General features: G+C 68.7%; 18 protein-coding genes. 9 read left to right on the top strand and 9 right to left on the bottom strand.

Annotated features, from left to right (window positions below):
- Positions 1-4: 4 nt before the first annotated feature.
- Positions 5-1684: an AMP-binding protein gene (locus SACMADRAFT_RS14275; protein WP_009154534.1), complete on the top strand. Its 1680-nt coding sequence runs from the start codon at positions 5-7 to the stop codon at positions 1682-1684.
- Positions 1685-1764: 80 nt separating this feature from the next.
- Here SACMADRAFT_RS14275 and SACMADRAFT_RS14270 read toward each other — a convergent pair whose 3' ends face one another.
- Positions 1765-2220 carry a VOC family protein gene (locus SACMADRAFT_RS14270; RefSeq protein WP_009154533.1) on the bottom strand — a complete coding sequence of 152 codons (456 nt, stop codon included), beginning with the start codon at positions 2218-2220 and terminating at the stop codon, positions 1765-1767.
- Between the two features lie 21 nt (positions 2221-2241).
- Here SACMADRAFT_RS14270 and SACMADRAFT_RS14265 point away from each other — a divergent pair, with 21 nt between their 5' ends.
- Positions 2242-2844 (top strand): CGNR zinc finger domain-containing protein, encoded by a 603-nt coding sequence (locus SACMADRAFT_RS14265; protein WP_040925698.1) that lies wholly within the window; start codon positions 2242-2244, stop codon positions 2842-2844.
- A gap of 6 nt (positions 2845-2850) precedes the next feature.
- Positions 2851-3240, top strand: coding sequence for an SRPBCC family protein (locus SACMADRAFT_RS14260; RefSeq protein ID WP_009154531.1), 390 nt, complete (start codon positions 2851-2853; stop codon positions 3238-3240).
- 9 nt (positions 3241-3249) lie between these two features.
- On the opposite strand, the gene SACMADRAFT_RS14255 is transcribed toward SACMADRAFT_RS14260, so the two are convergent.
- Positions 3250-5139 carry an alkyl/aryl-sulfatase gene (locus tag SACMADRAFT_RS14255; protein WP_009154530.1) on the bottom strand — a complete coding sequence of 630 codons (1890 nt, stop codon included), beginning with the start codon at positions 5137-5139 and terminating at the stop codon, positions 3250-3252.
- A gap of 93 nt (positions 5140-5232) precedes the next feature.
- Entirely contained in the window at positions 5233-5850 is a 618-nt protein-coding gene (locus SACMADRAFT_RS14250) for a LysE family translocator (RefSeq protein ID WP_009154529.1), read from the bottom strand.
- Between the two features lie 207 nt (positions 5851-6057).
- Between SACMADRAFT_RS14250 and SACMADRAFT_RS30405 the strand changes: the two genes are divergently transcribed.
- Both SACMADRAFT_RS30405 and SACMADRAFT_RS30400 read left to right on the top strand, forming a co-directional pair.
- Complete coding sequence (locus tag SACMADRAFT_RS30405; protein WP_009154528.1) at positions 6058-6543, top strand: SRPBCC family protein; 486 nt, start codon at positions 6058-6060, stop codon at positions 6541-6543.
- Positions 6540-7103, top strand: coding sequence for a TIGR03086 family metal-binding protein (locus SACMADRAFT_RS30400; protein WP_009154527.1), 564 nt, complete (start codon positions 6540-6542; stop codon positions 7101-7103). Before SACMADRAFT_RS30405 ends, SACMADRAFT_RS30400 begins: the two co-directional genes overlap by 4 nt.
- A 27-nt stretch (positions 7104-7130) precedes the next feature.
- On the opposite strand, the gene SACMADRAFT_RS14235 is transcribed toward SACMADRAFT_RS30400, so the two are convergent.
- Complete coding sequence (locus SACMADRAFT_RS14235; RefSeq protein ID WP_009154526.1) at positions 7131-8174, bottom strand: hypothetical protein; 1044 nt, start codon at positions 8172-8174, stop codon at positions 7131-7133.
- A 123-nt stretch (positions 8175-8297) separates the two neighbouring features.
- Positions 8298-8966 (bottom strand): class I SAM-dependent methyltransferase, encoded by a 669-nt coding sequence (locus tag SACMADRAFT_RS14230; RefSeq protein WP_040926419.1) that lies wholly within the window; start codon positions 8964-8966, stop codon positions 8298-8300.
- Positions 8967-9277: 311 nt separating this feature from the next.
- Between SACMADRAFT_RS14230 and SACMADRAFT_RS14225 the strand changes: the two genes are divergently transcribed.
- Positions 9278-9799 (top strand): PadR family transcriptional regulator, encoded by a 522-nt coding sequence (locus SACMADRAFT_RS14225; RefSeq protein ID WP_009154524.1) that lies wholly within the window; start codon positions 9278-9280, stop codon positions 9797-9799.
- Entirely contained in the window at positions 9796-10422 is a 627-nt protein-coding gene (locus SACMADRAFT_RS14220; protein ID WP_009154523.1) for a GyrI-like domain-containing protein, read from the top strand. The genes SACMADRAFT_RS14225 and SACMADRAFT_RS14220 overlap by 4 nt, the downstream gene beginning before the upstream one ends.
- Before the next feature lie 286 nt (positions 10423-10708).
- Here SACMADRAFT_RS14220 and SACMADRAFT_RS14215 read toward each other — a convergent pair whose 3' ends face one another.
- Positions 10709-11263 carry a hypothetical protein gene (locus SACMADRAFT_RS14215; protein ID WP_157617249.1) on the bottom strand — a complete coding sequence of 185 codons (555 nt, stop codon included), beginning with the start codon at positions 11261-11263 and terminating at the stop codon, positions 10709-10711.
- Positions 11264-11353: 90 nt separating this feature from the next.
- Here SACMADRAFT_RS14215 and SACMADRAFT_RS14210 point away from each other — a divergent pair, with 90 nt between their 5' ends.
- Positions 11354-12025: a GAP family protein gene (locus SACMADRAFT_RS14210; protein ID WP_040925697.1), complete on the top strand. Its 672-nt coding sequence runs from the start codon at positions 11354-11356 to the stop codon at positions 12023-12025.
- Positions 12026-12065: 40 nt separating this feature from the next.
- On the opposite strand, the gene SACMADRAFT_RS14205 is transcribed toward SACMADRAFT_RS14210, so the two are convergent.
- Positions 12066-13271 carry a coiled-coil domain-containing protein gene (locus SACMADRAFT_RS14205; RefSeq protein WP_198285860.1) on the bottom strand — a complete coding sequence of 402 codons (1206 nt, stop codon included), beginning with the start codon at positions 13269-13271 and terminating at the stop codon, positions 12066-12068.
- Positions 13272-13673: 402 nt separating this feature from the next.
- Between SACMADRAFT_RS14205 and SACMADRAFT_RS14200 the strand changes: the two genes are divergently transcribed.
- On the top strand, positions 13674-14111 hold the full coding sequence (locus tag SACMADRAFT_RS14200) for a hypothetical protein (protein ID WP_157617248.1): 438 nt from the start codon (positions 13674-13676) through the stop codon (positions 14109-14111).
- Between the two features lie 113 nt (positions 14112-14224).
- Here the strand turns inward: SACMADRAFT_RS14200 and SACMADRAFT_RS14195 are convergent, their stop codons facing one another.
- Both SACMADRAFT_RS14195 and SACMADRAFT_RS14190 read right to left on the bottom strand, forming a co-directional pair.
- On the bottom strand, positions 14225-15469 hold the full coding sequence (locus SACMADRAFT_RS14195; RefSeq protein WP_009154518.1) for an RNA polymerase sigma factor: 1245 nt from the start codon (positions 15467-15469) through the stop codon (positions 14225-14227).
- Positions 15466-15789 (bottom strand): YciI family protein, encoded by a 324-nt coding sequence (locus SACMADRAFT_RS14190; RefSeq protein WP_009154517.1) that lies wholly within the window; start codon positions 15787-15789, stop codon positions 15466-15468. The genes SACMADRAFT_RS14195 and SACMADRAFT_RS14190 overlap by 4 nt, the downstream gene beginning before the upstream one ends.
- Between the last annotated feature and the right edge of the window lie 265 nt (positions 15790-16054).

Below are 16054 nucleotides of genomic sequence, written 5' to 3'. Positions count from 1 at the left end.
CTCGATGGCGGCACCGACCTGGTACGACAGCAAGCCGTGGCTGGCGCTCTACGGCGAGGGCAACCCGGCTCGGATCGAGCCCGAGCATCCCGACGCACTGGCGATGTTCGACGCTGCCGCACGCCGGGCGCCCGACGGCGACGCGATCCGCTACTTCGACGGCAGGCTCAGCTATGCCCGCCTGGACGAACTCAGCGACGCCTTCGCCGTGGGCCTGCTCCAGGGTGGCCTTCGTCGTGGCGACCGCGTCGCGCTTTACCTGCAGAACGTGCCGCAGTTCGTCATCGCGCTGCTGGGCACCTGGAAGGCGGGTGGGATCGCGGTGCCGGTCAACCCGATGAGTAAGGCCAGGGAACTGCTGCCACTGCTGGCCGACTGCGGCGCCGTGGCGTTGGTGTGCCTGCGCGGCCTGTATCCCGAGGTGGCTGCCGTGCTGTCCGAGACGCGAGTGCGGGTGGTGTTGACCACCTCGGAGCGGGAGTATCAGTCGCGCGACGATCCCAGGGCGTTCGGGGCGGGCGAGCCACCCTGGCCCGCGGAGCTGGAAGGCACCACCGACCTGTCGCGCCTGCTCGAGCGGCACCGGGGTGATCGCCCGCCCGAGGTGCCGGTGTCGCCGGACGACATCGCCCTGCTCACCTACACCTCGGGCACGACCGGCCCTGCGAAGGGCGCGATGAACACCCACCGCAACCTAGTGTTCAACGCCGAGAGTTACCGCCGGTGGTGCCGGCTCGACAGCAGCGACGTGGTGCTGGGGGTGGCTCCGCTGTTCCACATCACCGGAATGGTCGGCCACGTCGCCACGGCCCTGCTGCTGGGTGCTCCGCTGGTGCTGCTGCACCGCTTCGAACCGTCACTGGCGCTGGACGTCATCCAGCAGCAGCGCCCGACGTTCACGGTCGGCTCCATCACCGTCTTCATCGCCCTGCTCAACGCCCCGAACGCCGACCCCGCCGCGCTGGCCTCGCTACGCAAGATCTGGTCCGGCGGCGCGCCGATTCCGCCGAGCACGGTCACCGCGTTCGGTGACCACTTCGGCCAGTACATCCACAACATCTACGGCCTCACCGAGACCACCTCGCCCTCGCACGCCGTGCCGCCCGGGGTGCGGGCACCGGTCGATCCCGCGTCCGGTGCCCTTTCGGTCGGGTTGCCGATCTACAACACCGTGGCGCGTGTCGTCGGTGACGACGGCCGTGAGCTGCCGCCCGGTGAGATCGGGGAGATCGTCACCACCGGACCGCAGGTGGTGCCCGGCTACTGGAACAAGCCGGGGGAGACCGAGGCGGCCCTGCCCGGCGGCGCGCTGCACACCGGCGACGTCGGCTACATGGACACGCAGGGCTGGTTCTACCTCGTCGACCGCAAGAAGGACCAGATCAACGCCGCCGGGTACAAGGTGTGGCCGCGCGAGGTCGAGGACGTGCTGTACGAGCACGGCGCCGTCCGCGAGGCCGCAGTGGTGGGTGTGCCCGATCCCTACCGCGGTGAGACGGTGAAGGCATTCGTCAGCCTGCGCCCGGGCCGCCGTGCCGAGCCTTCGGAACTCATCACCTTCTGCCGGGAGCGGCTGGCCGCCTACAAGTACCCACGGCAGGTGGAGATCCTGGATGATCTTCCCAAGACCGCGACCGGGAAACTGTTGCGGCGGGAGCTACGTCAGCGCCACGACCGGGCCTGAAGTCGCCTCACGCGGCGCGGAAGCCGGGTGCCTGCTGTGGCGGCGTGACCGATGAGCACCGAAGCGGGTCGAGGCGGGCCTCACGCGGCGCAGAACTCGTTGCCTTCCGGGTCGCGCATGACCCACCAGTGCCCTGCCGGGCCCTGATCGACCTCACGCACCCGCGTGGCCCCCAGGCTTTCCAGCCTGGCGACCAGGTCACCCAGCGCCTCGTCCTCGGCATGGTGCACGTCGATGTGCAACCGGTTCTTGCCGCTCTTTTCTTCCGCAACGTCCTGGAACAGCAGCCGCCGACCCTTGCCGATGCCGGTCTCGGTGTCGAAGGGGTCATCGGGGTGGCGGACGGCGGCGAAGCCGCGAAAGATCCGGCGACCTCGGTGTTCGCCGATCCGGTCCGGCTCCACCATGCCTGCCGTGACCAGCCGGTCGATGAGCGCGCTGTTGTCCTCCACGTCGTAGCCCAGCGCCGCGGCCCAGAAATCCGCGAGCGCAGGAGCGTTTCGGCTGTCGATGACCAGTTTCCAGTGCAATGCCACGTAACCAGTTATAGTGGTTACGTGGCTGGGTCGGCAAGCAGAGGCGTGATCCTGCGCTCCCACACCGGCGCGAAGTACCGGTTCGATCCCGGCGCGTTGTGCCTGGAGTTGACCACCACCGGGGGGCCGGGCGAGTTTCGCCGGTTCGAGGTGCTGCACACACCCGCCGACCTCGCTGCGTGGGTGGCCCGGTCCCGGCTCAGCCCAACCCCCGACCTCGACATCCGTCAGGTCGAGGTCGAGGCCGCGCGCACCTTCCGCGACGCGCTGTTTCGGGCCGCCACCGCCCGCGCGTCCGGGGTGGAACCGCAACGGGGCGATCTGGACGTCATCAACCGCACCGCCGGACATCCCCCGCTGACACCGGCCATCGGGCCAGACGGGCAGCGAACCTGGACGGCGACGGCCACCGGGACGCAACTGCTCGCCACCGTCGCCAGGGACGCGGTGGACCTCCTGACCGGCGAGTACGCCCACCGCATCCGGGTCTGCTCGGGCGAGCGCTGCCACCTCGTCTACGTCGACACCTCACGACCGGGGCGTCGTCGCTGGTGCTCCATGGAGCACTGCGGCAACCAGCACAAGGTTCGCGCGCTGCGCGAGCGTCGCGACGAGAAAGGATGATCCAGCATGCCCACCGGGCTCACCAAGGACGCGGGCTGGCAGATCGGCGTGTCCCGCACCCTGCCACACCCACCGACGACCGTGTGGGACCTCGTCAGCGGCCCCCGGGGGCTGGCGCTGTGGCTGGGTACCGGTGTTCAGCTGAGCTCACCCCGGCGCGGCAGCGCCTACCGCACCGACGCCGGTGTGGCCGGAGAAGTGCGCGGCTACCGACACGGTGAACGCATTCGACTCACCGGCCCTACCACCGTGCAGGTCACGCTCACCCCGGCCGAGGGAGGGCGCACCGTGCTGCGCTTTCATCAGGAGCGCATGGCCGACGCGCGGGAACGGGAACGTCAACGCACCCACTGGCGCCGGGTGCTGGCCGCGATCGCCGAGGCCCTGGACGGCTGACGGCCTGGCTCAAGGGGTCACGATCGCGAAGTCGGGGTCCGGCTTGTCCAGTACCGACATCAGCCGCCGCAGCACATCCGGATCGCCCTCGATCGACACGCCCCCCTCGGCGAGTTCCGCGGCGTCGGCGTGGCCGGACACCAGCACGGCCAGCGCCGATCGCGGCAGCCGCAGCAGCACGTCGGCAGGCGACGGTTTCGCGGCGGCGGTATGGCTGAGCACGCCGTTGCGCAGGGTGAGTCGGTGGCGCTCGTCGAGGTCGGTGAAGTCGATGTCCACGGTGAGCTGCTCGTCCCAGCCGCGCGGGCCGTTGACTCGCACGGCCAGCGCGTCGAAGAGCTGAGCCGGACTCAGTTGCGTGAACAGGTCCGGCGCGGCGGGTGCCGCGGCGCTTCCCAGCGAGCCGTGCCGCAACTCGTGGGCACCGGTGAGGTAGAAGTTGCGCCAGGTGCCGTTCTCGGCGCCGTATCCGAGTTGCTCGTAGGTCTCGGCGAGCAGCCTGCGTGCCGCTTCGTGTTCGGGCTCGGCGAACACCACGTGGTTGAGCACCTCGGCGACCCAACGGAAATCACCGTCCTGATAGGACGACCTCGCCTTCGCCACGACCTCGTCGGCGCCGCCCATGAACCGGACATACCGCCGGGCGGCCGCCACCGGCGGGTGCTGCCACAGATGCGCCGGGTTGCCGTCGAACCAACCGAGGTAGCGCTGGTAGATCGCCTTGACGTTGTGGCTCACCGAGCCGTAGTAGCCGCGCGCGTGCCATGCCCGTTCCAGCGCGGGCGGCAGCCGCAGCGACTCGGCGATCTCGCTGCCGGTGTAGCCGCTGTTGACGAGGCGAAGCGTCTGGTCGTGCAGGTAGGCGTACAGATCGCGCTGCAGCGACAGGTACTCCACGACCTTGTCCCTGCCCCAGGTCGGCCAGTGGTGCGAGGCGAACACCACGTCGGTGTGCTCGCCGAACAGGTCGATGGCCTCGGTCAGGTACCTCGCCCAGGCGCGTGCGTCCCGTACCTGCGCGCCGCGCAAGGTCAGTAGGTTGTGCAGGGTGTGCGTGGCGTTCTCCGCGATGCACAGCGCGTTGAACTCGGGCAAGTGCAGATGCATCTCCGCGGGCGCCTCGGTTCCAGGTGCCAGCTGGAACACGATGCGTATCCCGTCGACCGTTTCCTGCTGCCCGGTGTACCGGATATCCACGGTGGGCGCGATCAGCGTGATGGCACCCACCGAATTGGACGGACCCAGCCCCGTGCCCACCTGGCCCCGAGGGCCGCGTGGCAGTGAGGGCGCCATCATGTATGCGCTTCGGCGCGACATCGCGCCGCCGGCGTACACGTTCTCCGACACCGCTGCCTCGAGAAACCCCTCGGGCGCGAGCACGGGCACGGCCCCGGCGTCCACCTGCTGCTGCGTCGTGACACCTTTCACCCCGCCGAAGTGGTCCACGTGGGAGTGGGTGTAGACGACGCCGGTGACGTCGCGCTCCCCCCGGTACCGGCGGTAGAGCCGCAGCGCCGCAGCCGCCGTTTCGGCGCTGATCAGCGGGTCGATCACCAGCACACCACGGTAGCCTTCGACGAAGGTGACATTGGACAGATCAAGTCCTCTCGCCTGGTAGATCCCGGGTACCACCTCGTACAGACCCTGGCGGGCGACGAGCTTGGACTGCCGCCACAGACTCGGGTTGACCGTGTCGGGCGCCTCACCGTCGAGAAAGGCATAGGCGTCGCCGTCCCACACCACGCGGCCGTCGTCGTCGCGTACCTCGCCCGGCTCCAGTCGGCCGAGGAAGCCGCGGTCGGCGGCGTCGAAGTCGTCGGCGTCGCCGAACGGCAACGACTCCCTGATCCGTCGCTGCTGGGAGACCACGTGGTCGTCAGGAGCGAAGTCGGTGCTCATGGCGCGAGTAGAGGCGGGCGGCGGAGGGCGCCGGTAGGGTCCAAGGACCCGAGCGGGGGCCACGGTCGGGTGTCACTGTCGTGCCGCCCGCGGTCAGTGGGTGGCGAGCGTGGCCACTCCCAGGCCGGTCAGCGCGACACCGCTGGCGCGTTCGAGGTGCGTGCCCACCTTCGGGCGGCGCAGCCAGCGCATCATCCTGGACGCGCCGATCGAGACCAGCGCCAGCCAGCCGAACGCCACTGCCGCGTCGATGCATCCCAGCAGCAGCGTGGTCGCGACGACGTCCGCGTGCGACTGCACGAACTGGGGCGCCACAGCCAGGAAGAACAGCCCGATCTTGGGGTTGAGCATCGCCGACAGCAGGCCGGTGCGGCCTGCCCGCCACCATGACAGGTGCTCGGGTATGCCCGTGGTGTCGGCCTCCACCGGGCGGCGAGCACACAAGGCCCGGACACCGAGGTAGATCAGGTAGAGCGCGCCGAGGACCCGCACGATGGTGTAGCCGATGCTCCAGCCGGCCAGTAGCGCCGCGAGACCGAGCCCTGCCGCGCCTGCCCAGAACAACGATCCGATCGCGGCACCCGCCGCCGCGCTCAGGCTCGCTGCCACGCCGGAGCGAACCGCGAAGCGCAGCACGATGAAGCTGTCCGGGCCAGGCGTGACAGCCAGCACCACACACAACCCGGCGAACGCGAGCAACGAGTCGAGCATCGACTGGCCTCCCGGTCCCGGGGTTTCGCGGATTCGTGCCCGATCAGCGTATTCGGTCGCGGGGAGTGTTTCTCACGGCGCCTGCCTGCCGAACGTAACCCGGAGGACCCCGGCCCGTATTCAACTTACCGGTTGACGACCTGTTCCCGATGTCATAGGGTCCTATTTAACCATTCGGTTGAATAAAAGCGCTTGAGAGGAAGTGGCATGACCGCGAGCAAGCACCAGACCGAGATCGCTGCCGATCCGGACCTGCCGACCATCCGCATCGTCCGGGAGTTCGACGCGCCCCGCGAGCGGGTGTTTCGTGCGTTCACCGAGCCCGATCTCTTCGCACAGTGGAACGGACCCAGATCCACCACGACCCGCGTCGATCGCTGGGACTGCCGTACCGGCGGCAACTACCGCTATGCCGTCGTCCTCGACGGCCAGGAGTACTGCTTCTACGGCTCGTTCCACGAAGTCAGGGGTGTAGAACGGGTCGTGCAGACCTTCACCTACGAGGACATGCCTGACGGCGTGTCGCTGGAGACCGCGACGCTGGAGGATCTCGGCGGCGGCCGTACCCGTGTCACGATGCTGTCCGTCCTGGATTCGATGCAGGCCCGCGACGGCCTGCTCGCCAGTGGCATGGAGGTCGGCGTGGTCGAGGGCTTCGAGAAGCTCGACGAACTCGTGACCGAGTTGGCATGACGACACGGTCTTCGCCCGCCGAGGAACACCGGTGGGTCGCCGCGGTCTTCACCGACCGGGTGCGTGGTACCACGCACCCGGCCTGGGACAACCCGGCACCGGTGGACGGCTGGAAGGCGCGCGATGTCGTCCGGCACCTCCTCGAGTGGTTTCCGGCCTTCCTTGAGTCGGGTTCCGGAGTGCGACTGCCTGCCGGTCCCTCGGTCGACGACGACCCGGTACGCGCGTGGACCGTCCACAGCGACGGTGTCCAGGCGTTGCTGGACGACCCGGCCACACCGAGCAGGACGCTGTCCAATCGCCACGTCGGTGAGCTGCCGCTGGATCAGGCTATCGACCGGTTCTACACCGCCGACGTCTTCATGCACACCTGGGATCTGGCACGGGCAACCGGGCAGGACGAGAAGCTCGATCCGGTCAAGTGCGCCGAGCTGCTGGCAGGCATGCGCGAGCACGAGCCCGCGATCCGCACCAGCGGGCAGTACGGTCCCCGGGTCGAGGTGCCCGAGGATGCCGATGTCCAGACGAAGCTGCTCGGTTTCATCGGCCGCCGACCGTGACGGCCCGCGAGCCCGCTCAGCGGCAACTCATGGTTGGCCTCGGTAGTAGTCGGCCAAGGCGTGGAAGGCTGCCTTGGGTTCCCAGGGCAGGTCCGGGTAGGTGTGGCCCTGGTGCTGTTCGAGGTACTTGACGATGGCGGGGCTGGCCAGGTCGAGGTCGTCGCGGGGGTCGCCGCAGGGGCGGTGTGGGAAGCCGTCGAGCGCGAAGAGGAAGACGAACGCCCCGTCGACGCCTTCGGCGTCGAAAATCTCCAGCAGTTCGCGTAGGTAGCCGGCCTGCCCTGCCTCGTCGCGGATGTAGTGACCGTCCAGCCGTACCGGCATGCCGGTGTCGGGATCGAACTCGGCGATCTCCATGCAACGGGCACCCCGGTCTGCCGCCCCACGGTAGGCGGTCGTGCCGAACTCGGTGATCACCACCGGCTTGTCCTGGGCGTTGCCCTGCGCGACCAGCGTGCGCACGCCCGCGCCGAACTGGTCGGCGACCTCGGCAGACCGGTACAGGTCGACGCCGATGATGTCGAAGGGCGTCCAGTCGATGCGTTCAAGCTGAACGGCGGCGTAGGTGAGCCTGCCCCCGAATCGTTCCCGGACGACTTTCACGGCGTGGCCGAGGAAATCGTTGACCCGTTCGGACAGCTCGCCTGCCAGTTCGGGTAGCCGATCGCGTTGGCCGAGCAGTCCCTGGAGTCGGTCCTGCTGCGTGTCGCCGGGCAGGAATCCCCTGTTCATGAGGCTCAACTCGGCGCCGGTGACGAACACGACCTCGGCTCCCCGCTGTCGGACTCGCTCGGCCGCCTCGGCACAGTCGGCGAGCAGCGACAGCATCTCCTCGGCGGTCAGTTCCAGCGGGTAGGGCGAGAACCAGACCTCGAGACCGAGTTCGGCGGCACGAGCGGCGGCCAGCTCCAGCCGCCGCGGATCGCCCCCGGTGATGCGGACGGCGGTGCAGTGCAGATCGTCACGGATTACGGCCAGTTCTCGCTCGACCACCTCGGGATCGAACCGCTCGCGGGAGGGTACGCCGTTGCGGACGAAGCCGGTGTCGTAGGTGATGCCCTTGGTGTGCACGGTTGGGGTCCCTTCTGTCGGTGAGGGCACCACCGTAGCGACAAAAAGTGCGTACACGCAATCTTGCGTATACGTATGTTTTGCTACGGCTGGTCGCGCGACCTCAGGCCGGGTGAGGTGCTCTCACCCGCGGCTGCCGTGCTTGCGTGCCAACACGAAACCCTGCGGTGTCCGCTCCGGAAACGCCGGGTTGTCGTCGGGCTCGCGCAGCATCGTGGCGCGCACATCGAACCCGGCCTGTGTCAGCAACGCGGACGCGTCGTCCATGCGCAGGCGGTAGAAGTCCAGCGAGATCCGGTGCTGGAGCGCATCGTCGAGGTGCAGCAGCCCGTCGCCGACCTGGAAAGCCAGCTGCAGGTACCCGCCGGGCGCCAGCACCCGGTTGAGCTCGGCCATGACATCCGGCAACAACCGCCTGGGCACGTGGATGATCGAATACCAGGCGACCACCCCGCCGAGCTTCCCGTCCGCCAACCCGAGGGCCGTCATCGACCCCACACCGAACCACAGTCGGGGATAGCTTCTGCGAGCGACCGCGACCATCGCGGGCGAGAGGTCGATCCCGAACGCGGACAACCCCAGCTCGGCAAGGTGCACCGTGATGCGTCCGGGCCCGCAACCGATGTCGGCGACCGGCCCGGAACCGGCGGCGTGCACGAGTTCGGCGAAACCGCCGAGCATCGCACGGTCCAGCGGCTTGACCGCCAGTTCCGGACGAGCCCACTCGGCGTAGTCTTCGGCCAGGATGTCGTAGGAGGCGCGCGTATCGCGAAGAAACTGTGGTTCGGTCACGATGACCGACAGTAGCCAGTTCGAGCCTGCGGCGTCGCCAGAATCGGTCCGGCGCACGCTCGCCCTCTTCGAGCGAGGGCGTCGTCGGGTTCCCAGCCCGAGCCGTGGTCTTCAGCCGGATTCCGACACTCCTGCCGAAAGGGCCACCGGTGCGGGCGTGCGCAACCACCCGCACCGGCTGCGTTCCTGGGTCGCCGCGCTCGGCTCCGCCGACGCGGCCATCGAGGCGGATCCGCGCGTCGACTGGGGGCGCCCATCAGGCACCCGTTGCGGCAGCAACCTTAGCGTTATTCCAGTGCTAGAATAGCGCGGTGGAGCTCACGCCGTCCGAACTGGTGGTACTCGGACTGATCATCGAACGCCCCCGGCACGGCTACGACATCGAGCAGGTCATCGAGCGCCGTGGCATCCGGCAATGGACCGACATCGGGTTCTCCTCCATCTACTACCTGCTCGCCAAGCTCGAGAAGCGCGATTTGGTCCATACCACCGACTCCCGGGCCGCACCGAAGTCCAGACGCGTCTTCCAGGCCACGGACCTGGGGCGGCAAGTGGCTACGCAGAACACGCTCACCTACATCCGAGGGCCGCACCGTGTCGCGCACCCGATGCTGGTCGGCGTGTCGAATCTCTGGCTGCTGCCGCAGCGCCAGTACACGCGGGCGCTTCGCGATCGGCTCGCGCAGGTCGAGCAGCGCATCACCGCGGTGAGGCAAGCTCAGGCGGCACAGGCACCCCTCCCGCTACCGGCGCGAGAAGTCTTCTCCTACTCACTGAGCCTGCTGGAGGCGGAAAGGGAATGGCTCGCGCAGCGAGCCGAGGTTCGGCGATGACGCACAAGATCGACTTCAAGAGAGAGATCGACGCCTACCAGGCCCGCAACGGCCGCTACGAGATCGTCGACGTCCCCGACCTGCGATACCTCATGATCGACGGCCATGGCGATCCGAACACGTCCTCGGCCTTCGGTCAGGCGATCGAGGCGCTCTACCCGCTGGCCTACAAGCTCAAGTTCGCCAGCAAACAGACTCTCGGGCGCGACTACGTCGTCATGCCGCTGGAAGGGCTGTGGTGGGCCGAGGACATGGACACGTTCACCGCATCCCGCGACAAATCCAGGTGGAACTGGACACTCATGATCATGGTGCCTGACTGGACCGACGAGGAGATGTTCGTCGCGGCCACCGAACAGGTCACGGCCAAGAACCGCCCGCGGCGCCTGCACGAGGTCCGCCTGGAGACACTGTCCGAAGGGACCTGCGTGCAGACGTTGCACGTCGGCTCCTTCGATTCCGAGGCCGAGGTGCTGGCGCGGATGCACCACGACTTCATTCCCCGACACGGGTTACGCATGGTCGGCAAGCACCACGAGATCTATCTCAGTGACTTCCGCAGGACCGCGCCCGAACGACTCCGAACCATCCTCAGGCAACCGGTCACGGAACCGCGGACCTGAGTGTGTCACAGACCGGCCCGGGCCGGGATTGTGTGGCACCCCTGGCAGTGGCCGGCGATCGAGATGATGGTCCTGCCCGGCCTCGCCGGGTTCCGGGATTCCGACGTGGTGTACCGGACCGGAGAAGCGACGGCTCGATGCCGGGCCGGCGCGACATCGTCTCGGGACGGCGGGTAGCGGGGACCGGCCGGGACCCGAGGCGGCCGGGACGGACCGGACCAGCGCCTGACCCGGATACTTCCTCAAGTGGGTTCTCGACATTCGAGGGGAGGCGCGGCGGAACGCGTCACCACGGCGTCCCGCCAAGGCTGGCGGGCCCGCTGTCGACCACGATCAACTTGTCGAGCAGGTAGGTGTCCACATCCGGGTTGAGCCACGACTCGCCCTCCCGAGCGCTGTGGAACCTGAACGTCGCGTTCGTACTGTTCGCGCCGACAATGCAGCGTATCGCGACGGGTTCAGGTAGTGCGCGGACAAGCCGGACGATTTCCAGGGCGAAGCCGAGCCCGTGACGCAACAGCAATACCTGATCGGACTCAGCGATCACCGGCTCCCCGTCTCCCGCCGATCCCGAACGGATCGGCACGATGCCCTCCAGCATGTCCTCCAGGTGGACGCTGCTCGTAGCGCACTCCCAGCCGGTCAGGTCCCGCCCGCCCGAGCGGGGCTCCGGGGCCTTCCCGGCGTGCCGGGCCAAGGCCAGGGCCGCACCGTGCCGAATGACGCCTTCGGCCGCCAACTCCCGCAACTTGGGTGCCAACTCCGACACCGGCACAGCTGCCTGCGCTCCCGCCTGCCCGAGAGCTCTGACCGCCAACTCGTTCATCCGAATGTTGAGCACGGCGTGAAGCCTGCCAGCACCCTCCACGGACGGGTGTCACCGTCGTCCTCGGACACTGGTGACCGCGACAGGTTCCTAGACTCGGCGGGTGTGAACGAGGCAATTGGCCAGCTTCTGCCGCTCGCCGTCGCCGTCACGATCTCGCCGGTGCTGGTGATCGCCGGGATCCTGCTGCTGTTCACCGAGAGCCCGGTGTTCAACGGCGCCGCCTACCTGCTGGGAACCGTGGTGGGAGTCGGCGGCGTGCTCGCCGCGCTGACCGCGGTCGCGGCCACACAGGACCTGTCGGCGGGCACCGCCGGGTCCGCCGGTGTGGCGTGGTTGCGGATCGTCCTCGGTGTGCTGTTGCTGGGCGGGGCGGTCCGGCGCTTCCGGGCGAGGCCCGGTCCGCAGGAGGAAGCACGCATGCCGTCGTGGATGGGCGGCATCACGTCGTTCCACCCCGGCAAGTCCCTCGTCACGGGTCTGGTGCTGGGTGCGGCCAATCCGAAGAATCTCGCGATGGCGTTCAGTGCCGCCGTCTCGATCGCAGGCGCGGACCTGACCGTGGGCCAGAGCGTGGCCAGTGGCACCGTCTTCACGGTGATCGCGGTGCTGGGGGTGGCCACACCGCTGGCCATGGTCGTCACGATGGGCGAGCGTGCCCGGCCCAGGCTGGACACCTGGAAGGACTGGTTGCGGCAGCACAACTCCGTCGTCATGTCGGTGCTGTTCCTGGTCTTCGGTGTGGTGCTCGTCGGTGAGGGCGTGCGGCAACTGTGATGGCACGTCCGGCGGGAGGCCGTGCGATGCCGAGCGGGCGCTACGGTGTGTCGCTCCGCTCCGCGCCGGCGTCGAGCAGTGCCCGCAGGCGCTGCCGCAGTGCACCATCGTCGGTGGCGGGATGGGTGGTGGGGTCGGTGCCTTCGGCGGTTGCGGTGTCGATGAGCCGGCCCAGGTCGTGCCGGAGTTGGGCGAGTTGGTCAGCGGCGTTGGCCGCCGCGCTGGATCGCTCGGCGACCTCGCGCCGCAGGGTGGCCAGCTGGTCGTGCAGCGGGGCAAGGCTGGCCGCGTAGTGCTCGGTGGACCGGGTGAGTTGTTCGGTGAGGTCGGTGATGCGCTGGTCGGCCACGGTCTGGATCTCGTGTTGCCTGCGGGTGAACTGTTCGGCCTGGGTCGCCAGGCGTTGCTCCCACTGCTCGGTGAGGGTTGTGCGCAGCTCGACCCGAGCCTGCTCCTCGTCGCGGCGCAGCTGGTCCAGCCGTTCCAGGGCGGCGGCACGCTCGCCTGCGAGGGTGTCCTGTAGTTCGGCGATGCGCTGCTGCGCGGCGGCCGCTTGATCGAGCGCACGCTGGCGGTCGGCGTGGGCCGCTTCCGCCTCGCGGTTGGCCGCGTCGCGAGCTGCCAGCGCCTGGTCGCGCTCCGCCAGCGCCTCGCCTGCCTGCTTCTCGGCGGCGGACTGCCGCTCCCGCGCATCGGCGGCCTGCTCCCGAGCCCGCTCGGCTTCGGCGGCCGCGTGGTCGCGCTCGGCGCGAGCGGCTTCGGCCGCCGCGACAGCGCCGTCGCGTTGCTCCTCGGCGACCCGGCGGGCCGACAGCGCCGCCGCCAGCTCACCGGTGACGTGGTTGTGCAGGGCGGTGAGCTCCGCGCGCACCGGGTCCAGCACGGTCCGCGCGGCGGTGAGGCGTTCGTCCAGTGCGTGCACATCCAACTCGGTCATGGGCTGGTCGGCGCCGTAGACGGTGACCCAGATCTCGCGGTGCTCGTCCAGCATCGCGCAGGTGATGGTCTTGGCGCCCCAGGTGCCGTAGCGGTCGGCGTCGGCGGGGCAGTAGGCGGTCGGCCTGCCTCCCTTCGGCGGCAGTGGGGGCAACGGTGAGCCGCAGTAGGCGCAGTACGCCTGCTCTCCGGCCGCCAGGGCGCGCACGGTTGCCTCCCTTCGCTCGTCCCTGCTGCCGCGACGGGCCGGCGGGATGCGCCGGGTGTCTTCGGCGGTCGCTTCCGAGGAGTCCGTGTGCTGACCTGTCACCGAATCCCAACCCCTTTTCACGCGCTGACCAGCGCCTCCGCCGTTGCCTAGTTTCAGTTCAGAAACCATAGCATGGTCTTTCAGTTTGAATACTGATACCTGCCGAGATGGTCAGCGAATCCTGAGTTGCTATGGATAACAGGAATTATGGATATGACTTCCAGGTCCGCCGGTGCGAGGCAGACCGGGTTGTCCTTCCTGGCTCGGGAAGCCGGCACCGGACGCGCGCAGAGGGTTCACCGTTTCTCAGCTAGCACTCGACGCCGCCACAGCGCGCTCAACGGGCGGCTATCCCAACCAGCCGACTGTGACAAGCCTGTCGGCCAGGTACAGCCGGCCGACGCCCGTCTTCACCGAAGCTGGCACCGTTGCGCTCGCAAGGTGGCGTGGGATCACGTGCGCGTGACCGCCAGTGGCCCCAGTCCCGTTGATGTTGACGAGGGCAAGCGAGCGCTCCTGCGCGCCGGGCTACTCGACTGGGGCGGACCAGCGCGCCCGACCGACGCCCTCGCGGTCGCCATGGGCTTCTCAGACGCCGCGCGGTTGTCACGCGAGACTCGGGCACTCCGACAGGAGATCGAGCGCACCGGTTCGTTGACAGCTCAGGAGTGGCAGCCGGTGATGCCGGCTGTCGAGATGGTGTTCGTCAGCGATGTCGTTGGGTCAGGGCTGGATTGGCGGTTCACGTCCGGCATCAGTGACACACCGACGATCGAGACCCTGCGGGGGCTGCAACGCGAACTGCCGCGATGGCGAGGCAGCGTCCGGTTCACTTTGGACTTCACCCTGGACAATGACGGACGCGTCACCAATCCCGACCCCAACCGGCCGCGCGCCTGAACCGGGTCCGCCGCGACGTCACCGAAGCCGCGTAGCGATTGCATCGGACCAGTGTTCTCCGCTCGGCTGACCGACCCGATGAGCAGCCATCCGGTGGTCGCGATCCGCGGGCGCTACCGCAGCTGGTCGCGGCGGCGGGTCAGGTAGGTGGTCTCGGCGGTGTTGCCCGCCAGGTCGATGGCTTTGTCGTAGGCCGCGCGTGACTCCTGGCCGCGGCCGAGCCTGCGCAGCAGGTCGGCCCGAGTCGCGTGGTAGGCGTGATATCCGGCCAACCCGTGTTCGAGCTGGTCGACGGCCGCCAGCGCCACCTCCGGGCCGTCGAGCTCGGCCACGGCGATGGCCCGGTTGAGCGCGATGATCGGGGAGGGGTCGAGGCGGACGAGCTGGTCGTAGAGGGCGAGGATCTGCGACCAGTCGGTGTCGCGGATGTCGCGTGCGCAGGTGTGCACGGCGTTGATCGCGGCGAGGATCTGGTAGCGACCCGGAGCCGCCCCGGCGGCGGCAGCGGCGAGGCGCTCGCGCACCAGCCGGTGACCCTCGGCGATCAGCGCCTTGTCCCAGGCTCCGCGGTCCTGCTCGTCGAGGGGGACCAGTTCGCCGCTGGCCGAGATCCGGGCAGTGCGGCGGGCCTCGGTGAGCAGCATCAGCGCCAACAGCCCGGCCACCTCACCGTCGTCGGGCAGCAGGGCTCGGACAAGGCGGGTGAGCCGGATCGCCTCGGCGGTCAGGTCGTGCCGTACGGGGTCGGTGCCGGGGCCGCTGGCCAGGTAGCCCTCGTTGAAGACGAGGAACAGCACGGCGAGTACGCCGGAGACACGAGCTGGCAGATCGTCGGCGGTCGGCACCCGATAAGGGATGCGAGCGGCCTTGATCTTGGCCTTCGCGCGGGTGATCCGCCGTTCCATGGTGGTCTCTTGCACGAGGAAGGCGCGGGCGATCTCGGGCACGGTCAGACCGCCCACCATGCGCAGCGTCAGCGCCACGCGGGTCTGCATCGCCAGCGCCGGGTGACAGCAGGTGAAGATCAGCCGCAGCCGGTCGTCCTCGATCGCACCGTCGCTGGCGCCGAGAGGCTCGACCGAGTCGTCGTACACCAGCTGCGCTTCCTTGTGCTTGTCGTCGCGCTTGTTCTCGCGTCGGATCCGGTCGATGGCCTTGCGGTTGGCGGTGGTGGTCAGCCAGGCACCGGGGTTGGGTGGCACGCCGTCGATCCGCCACCGCTCGACGGCGATCGCGACCGCCTCGGCCGCCGCCTCCTCTGCGATGTCGAGGTCACCGAACCGCCTGGTCAGGGCGGCCACCACCCGGGCCCATTCCTCGTGGTGGGCCCGGGTGATCGCTTCCTCGACGTCGCTCACAGGAACGGCCGCACCTCGATCTTGCGATCGCAGACCTTCGACGCCTCGGTGGCGAGCTTGAGCGCCACGTCCAGATCGGGGGCCTCCCACACCCAGACGCCTGCGAGGTACTCCTTCGACTCCACGAAAGGCCCGTCGCTGAGCACTGCCTGCTCGCCCCGGTTGTCGACGACCGTAGCCGCGTCGGTGTCCGCGAGACCTCCCGCGAAAACCCAGTAGCCCTCGGCGATCAGTCGTTCGTTGAACGCGCTGATGGCAGGCTGCCTGTCCGTGCTGCCTGGATTGCTCTTGTCATCTATCACGGAAACCAGGTACTGCATTTGAGATTCCTCTCCTGTGGTGTCAAGACAGCGTGGTTGCGCGGTCGGAAACGGATGAACGTCGCGGTCTCGTGGCCGCCCTTGCCCCGGGCCCATCCGGCGCGGTGCCGTTTCTGTGCATCACTCCGTCAATGGTGACCTCAGCCATGGTTATCAGCTGCATGGTCGCGGTTCCTTCGCCTTGGCGCCGCCCGTTGCTGGCGGCCTCACCCCTGCTACGAACACCACCGCCCCGATCCGACACCGCTTTCCGAGTTTCTTTGCT

The organism is Saccharomonospora marina XMU15 (genome assembly GCF_000244955.1).
GTDB lineage: Bacteria > Actinomycetota > Actinomycetes > Mycobacteriales > Pseudonocardiaceae > Saccharomonospora_A > Saccharomonospora_A marina.
The sequence above is the reverse complement of the archived record's forward strand: the minus strand, read 5'-3'. Positions and strand labels throughout refer to the sequence as shown.

Coding starts and splice junctions, on each gene's coding strand:
- SACMADRAFT_RS14275 (WP_009154534.1), top strand. CDS start 5: ATGGCGGCACCGACCTGGTACGACAGCAAGCCGTGGCTGGCGCTCTAC.
- SACMADRAFT_RS14260 (WP_009154531.1), top strand. CDS start 2,851: ATGCCCACCGGGCTCACCAAGGACGCGGGCTGGCAGATCGGCGTGTCC.
- SACMADRAFT_RS14255 (WP_009154530.1), bottom strand. CDS start 5,139: ATGAGCACCGACTTCGCTCCTGACGACCACGTGGTCTCCCAGCAGCGA.
- SACMADRAFT_RS14250 (WP_009154529.1), bottom strand. CDS start 5,850: ATGCTCGACTCGTTGCTCGCGTTCGCCGGGTTGTGTGTGGTGCTGGCT.
- SACMADRAFT_RS30405 (WP_009154528.1), top strand. CDS start 6,058: ATGACCGCGAGCAAGCACCAGACCGAGATCGCTGCCGATCCGGACCTG.
- SACMADRAFT_RS30400 (WP_009154527.1), top strand. CDS start 6,540: ATGACGACACGGTCTTCGCCCGCCGAGGAACACCGGTGGGTCGCCGCG.
- SACMADRAFT_RS14220 (WP_009154523.1), top strand. CDS start 9,796: ATGACGCACAAGATCGACTTCAAGAGAGAGATCGACGCCTACCAGGCC.
- SACMADRAFT_RS14190 (WP_009154517.1), bottom strand. CDS start 15,789: ATGCAGTACCTGGTTTCCGTGATAGATGACAAGAGCAATCCAGGCAGC.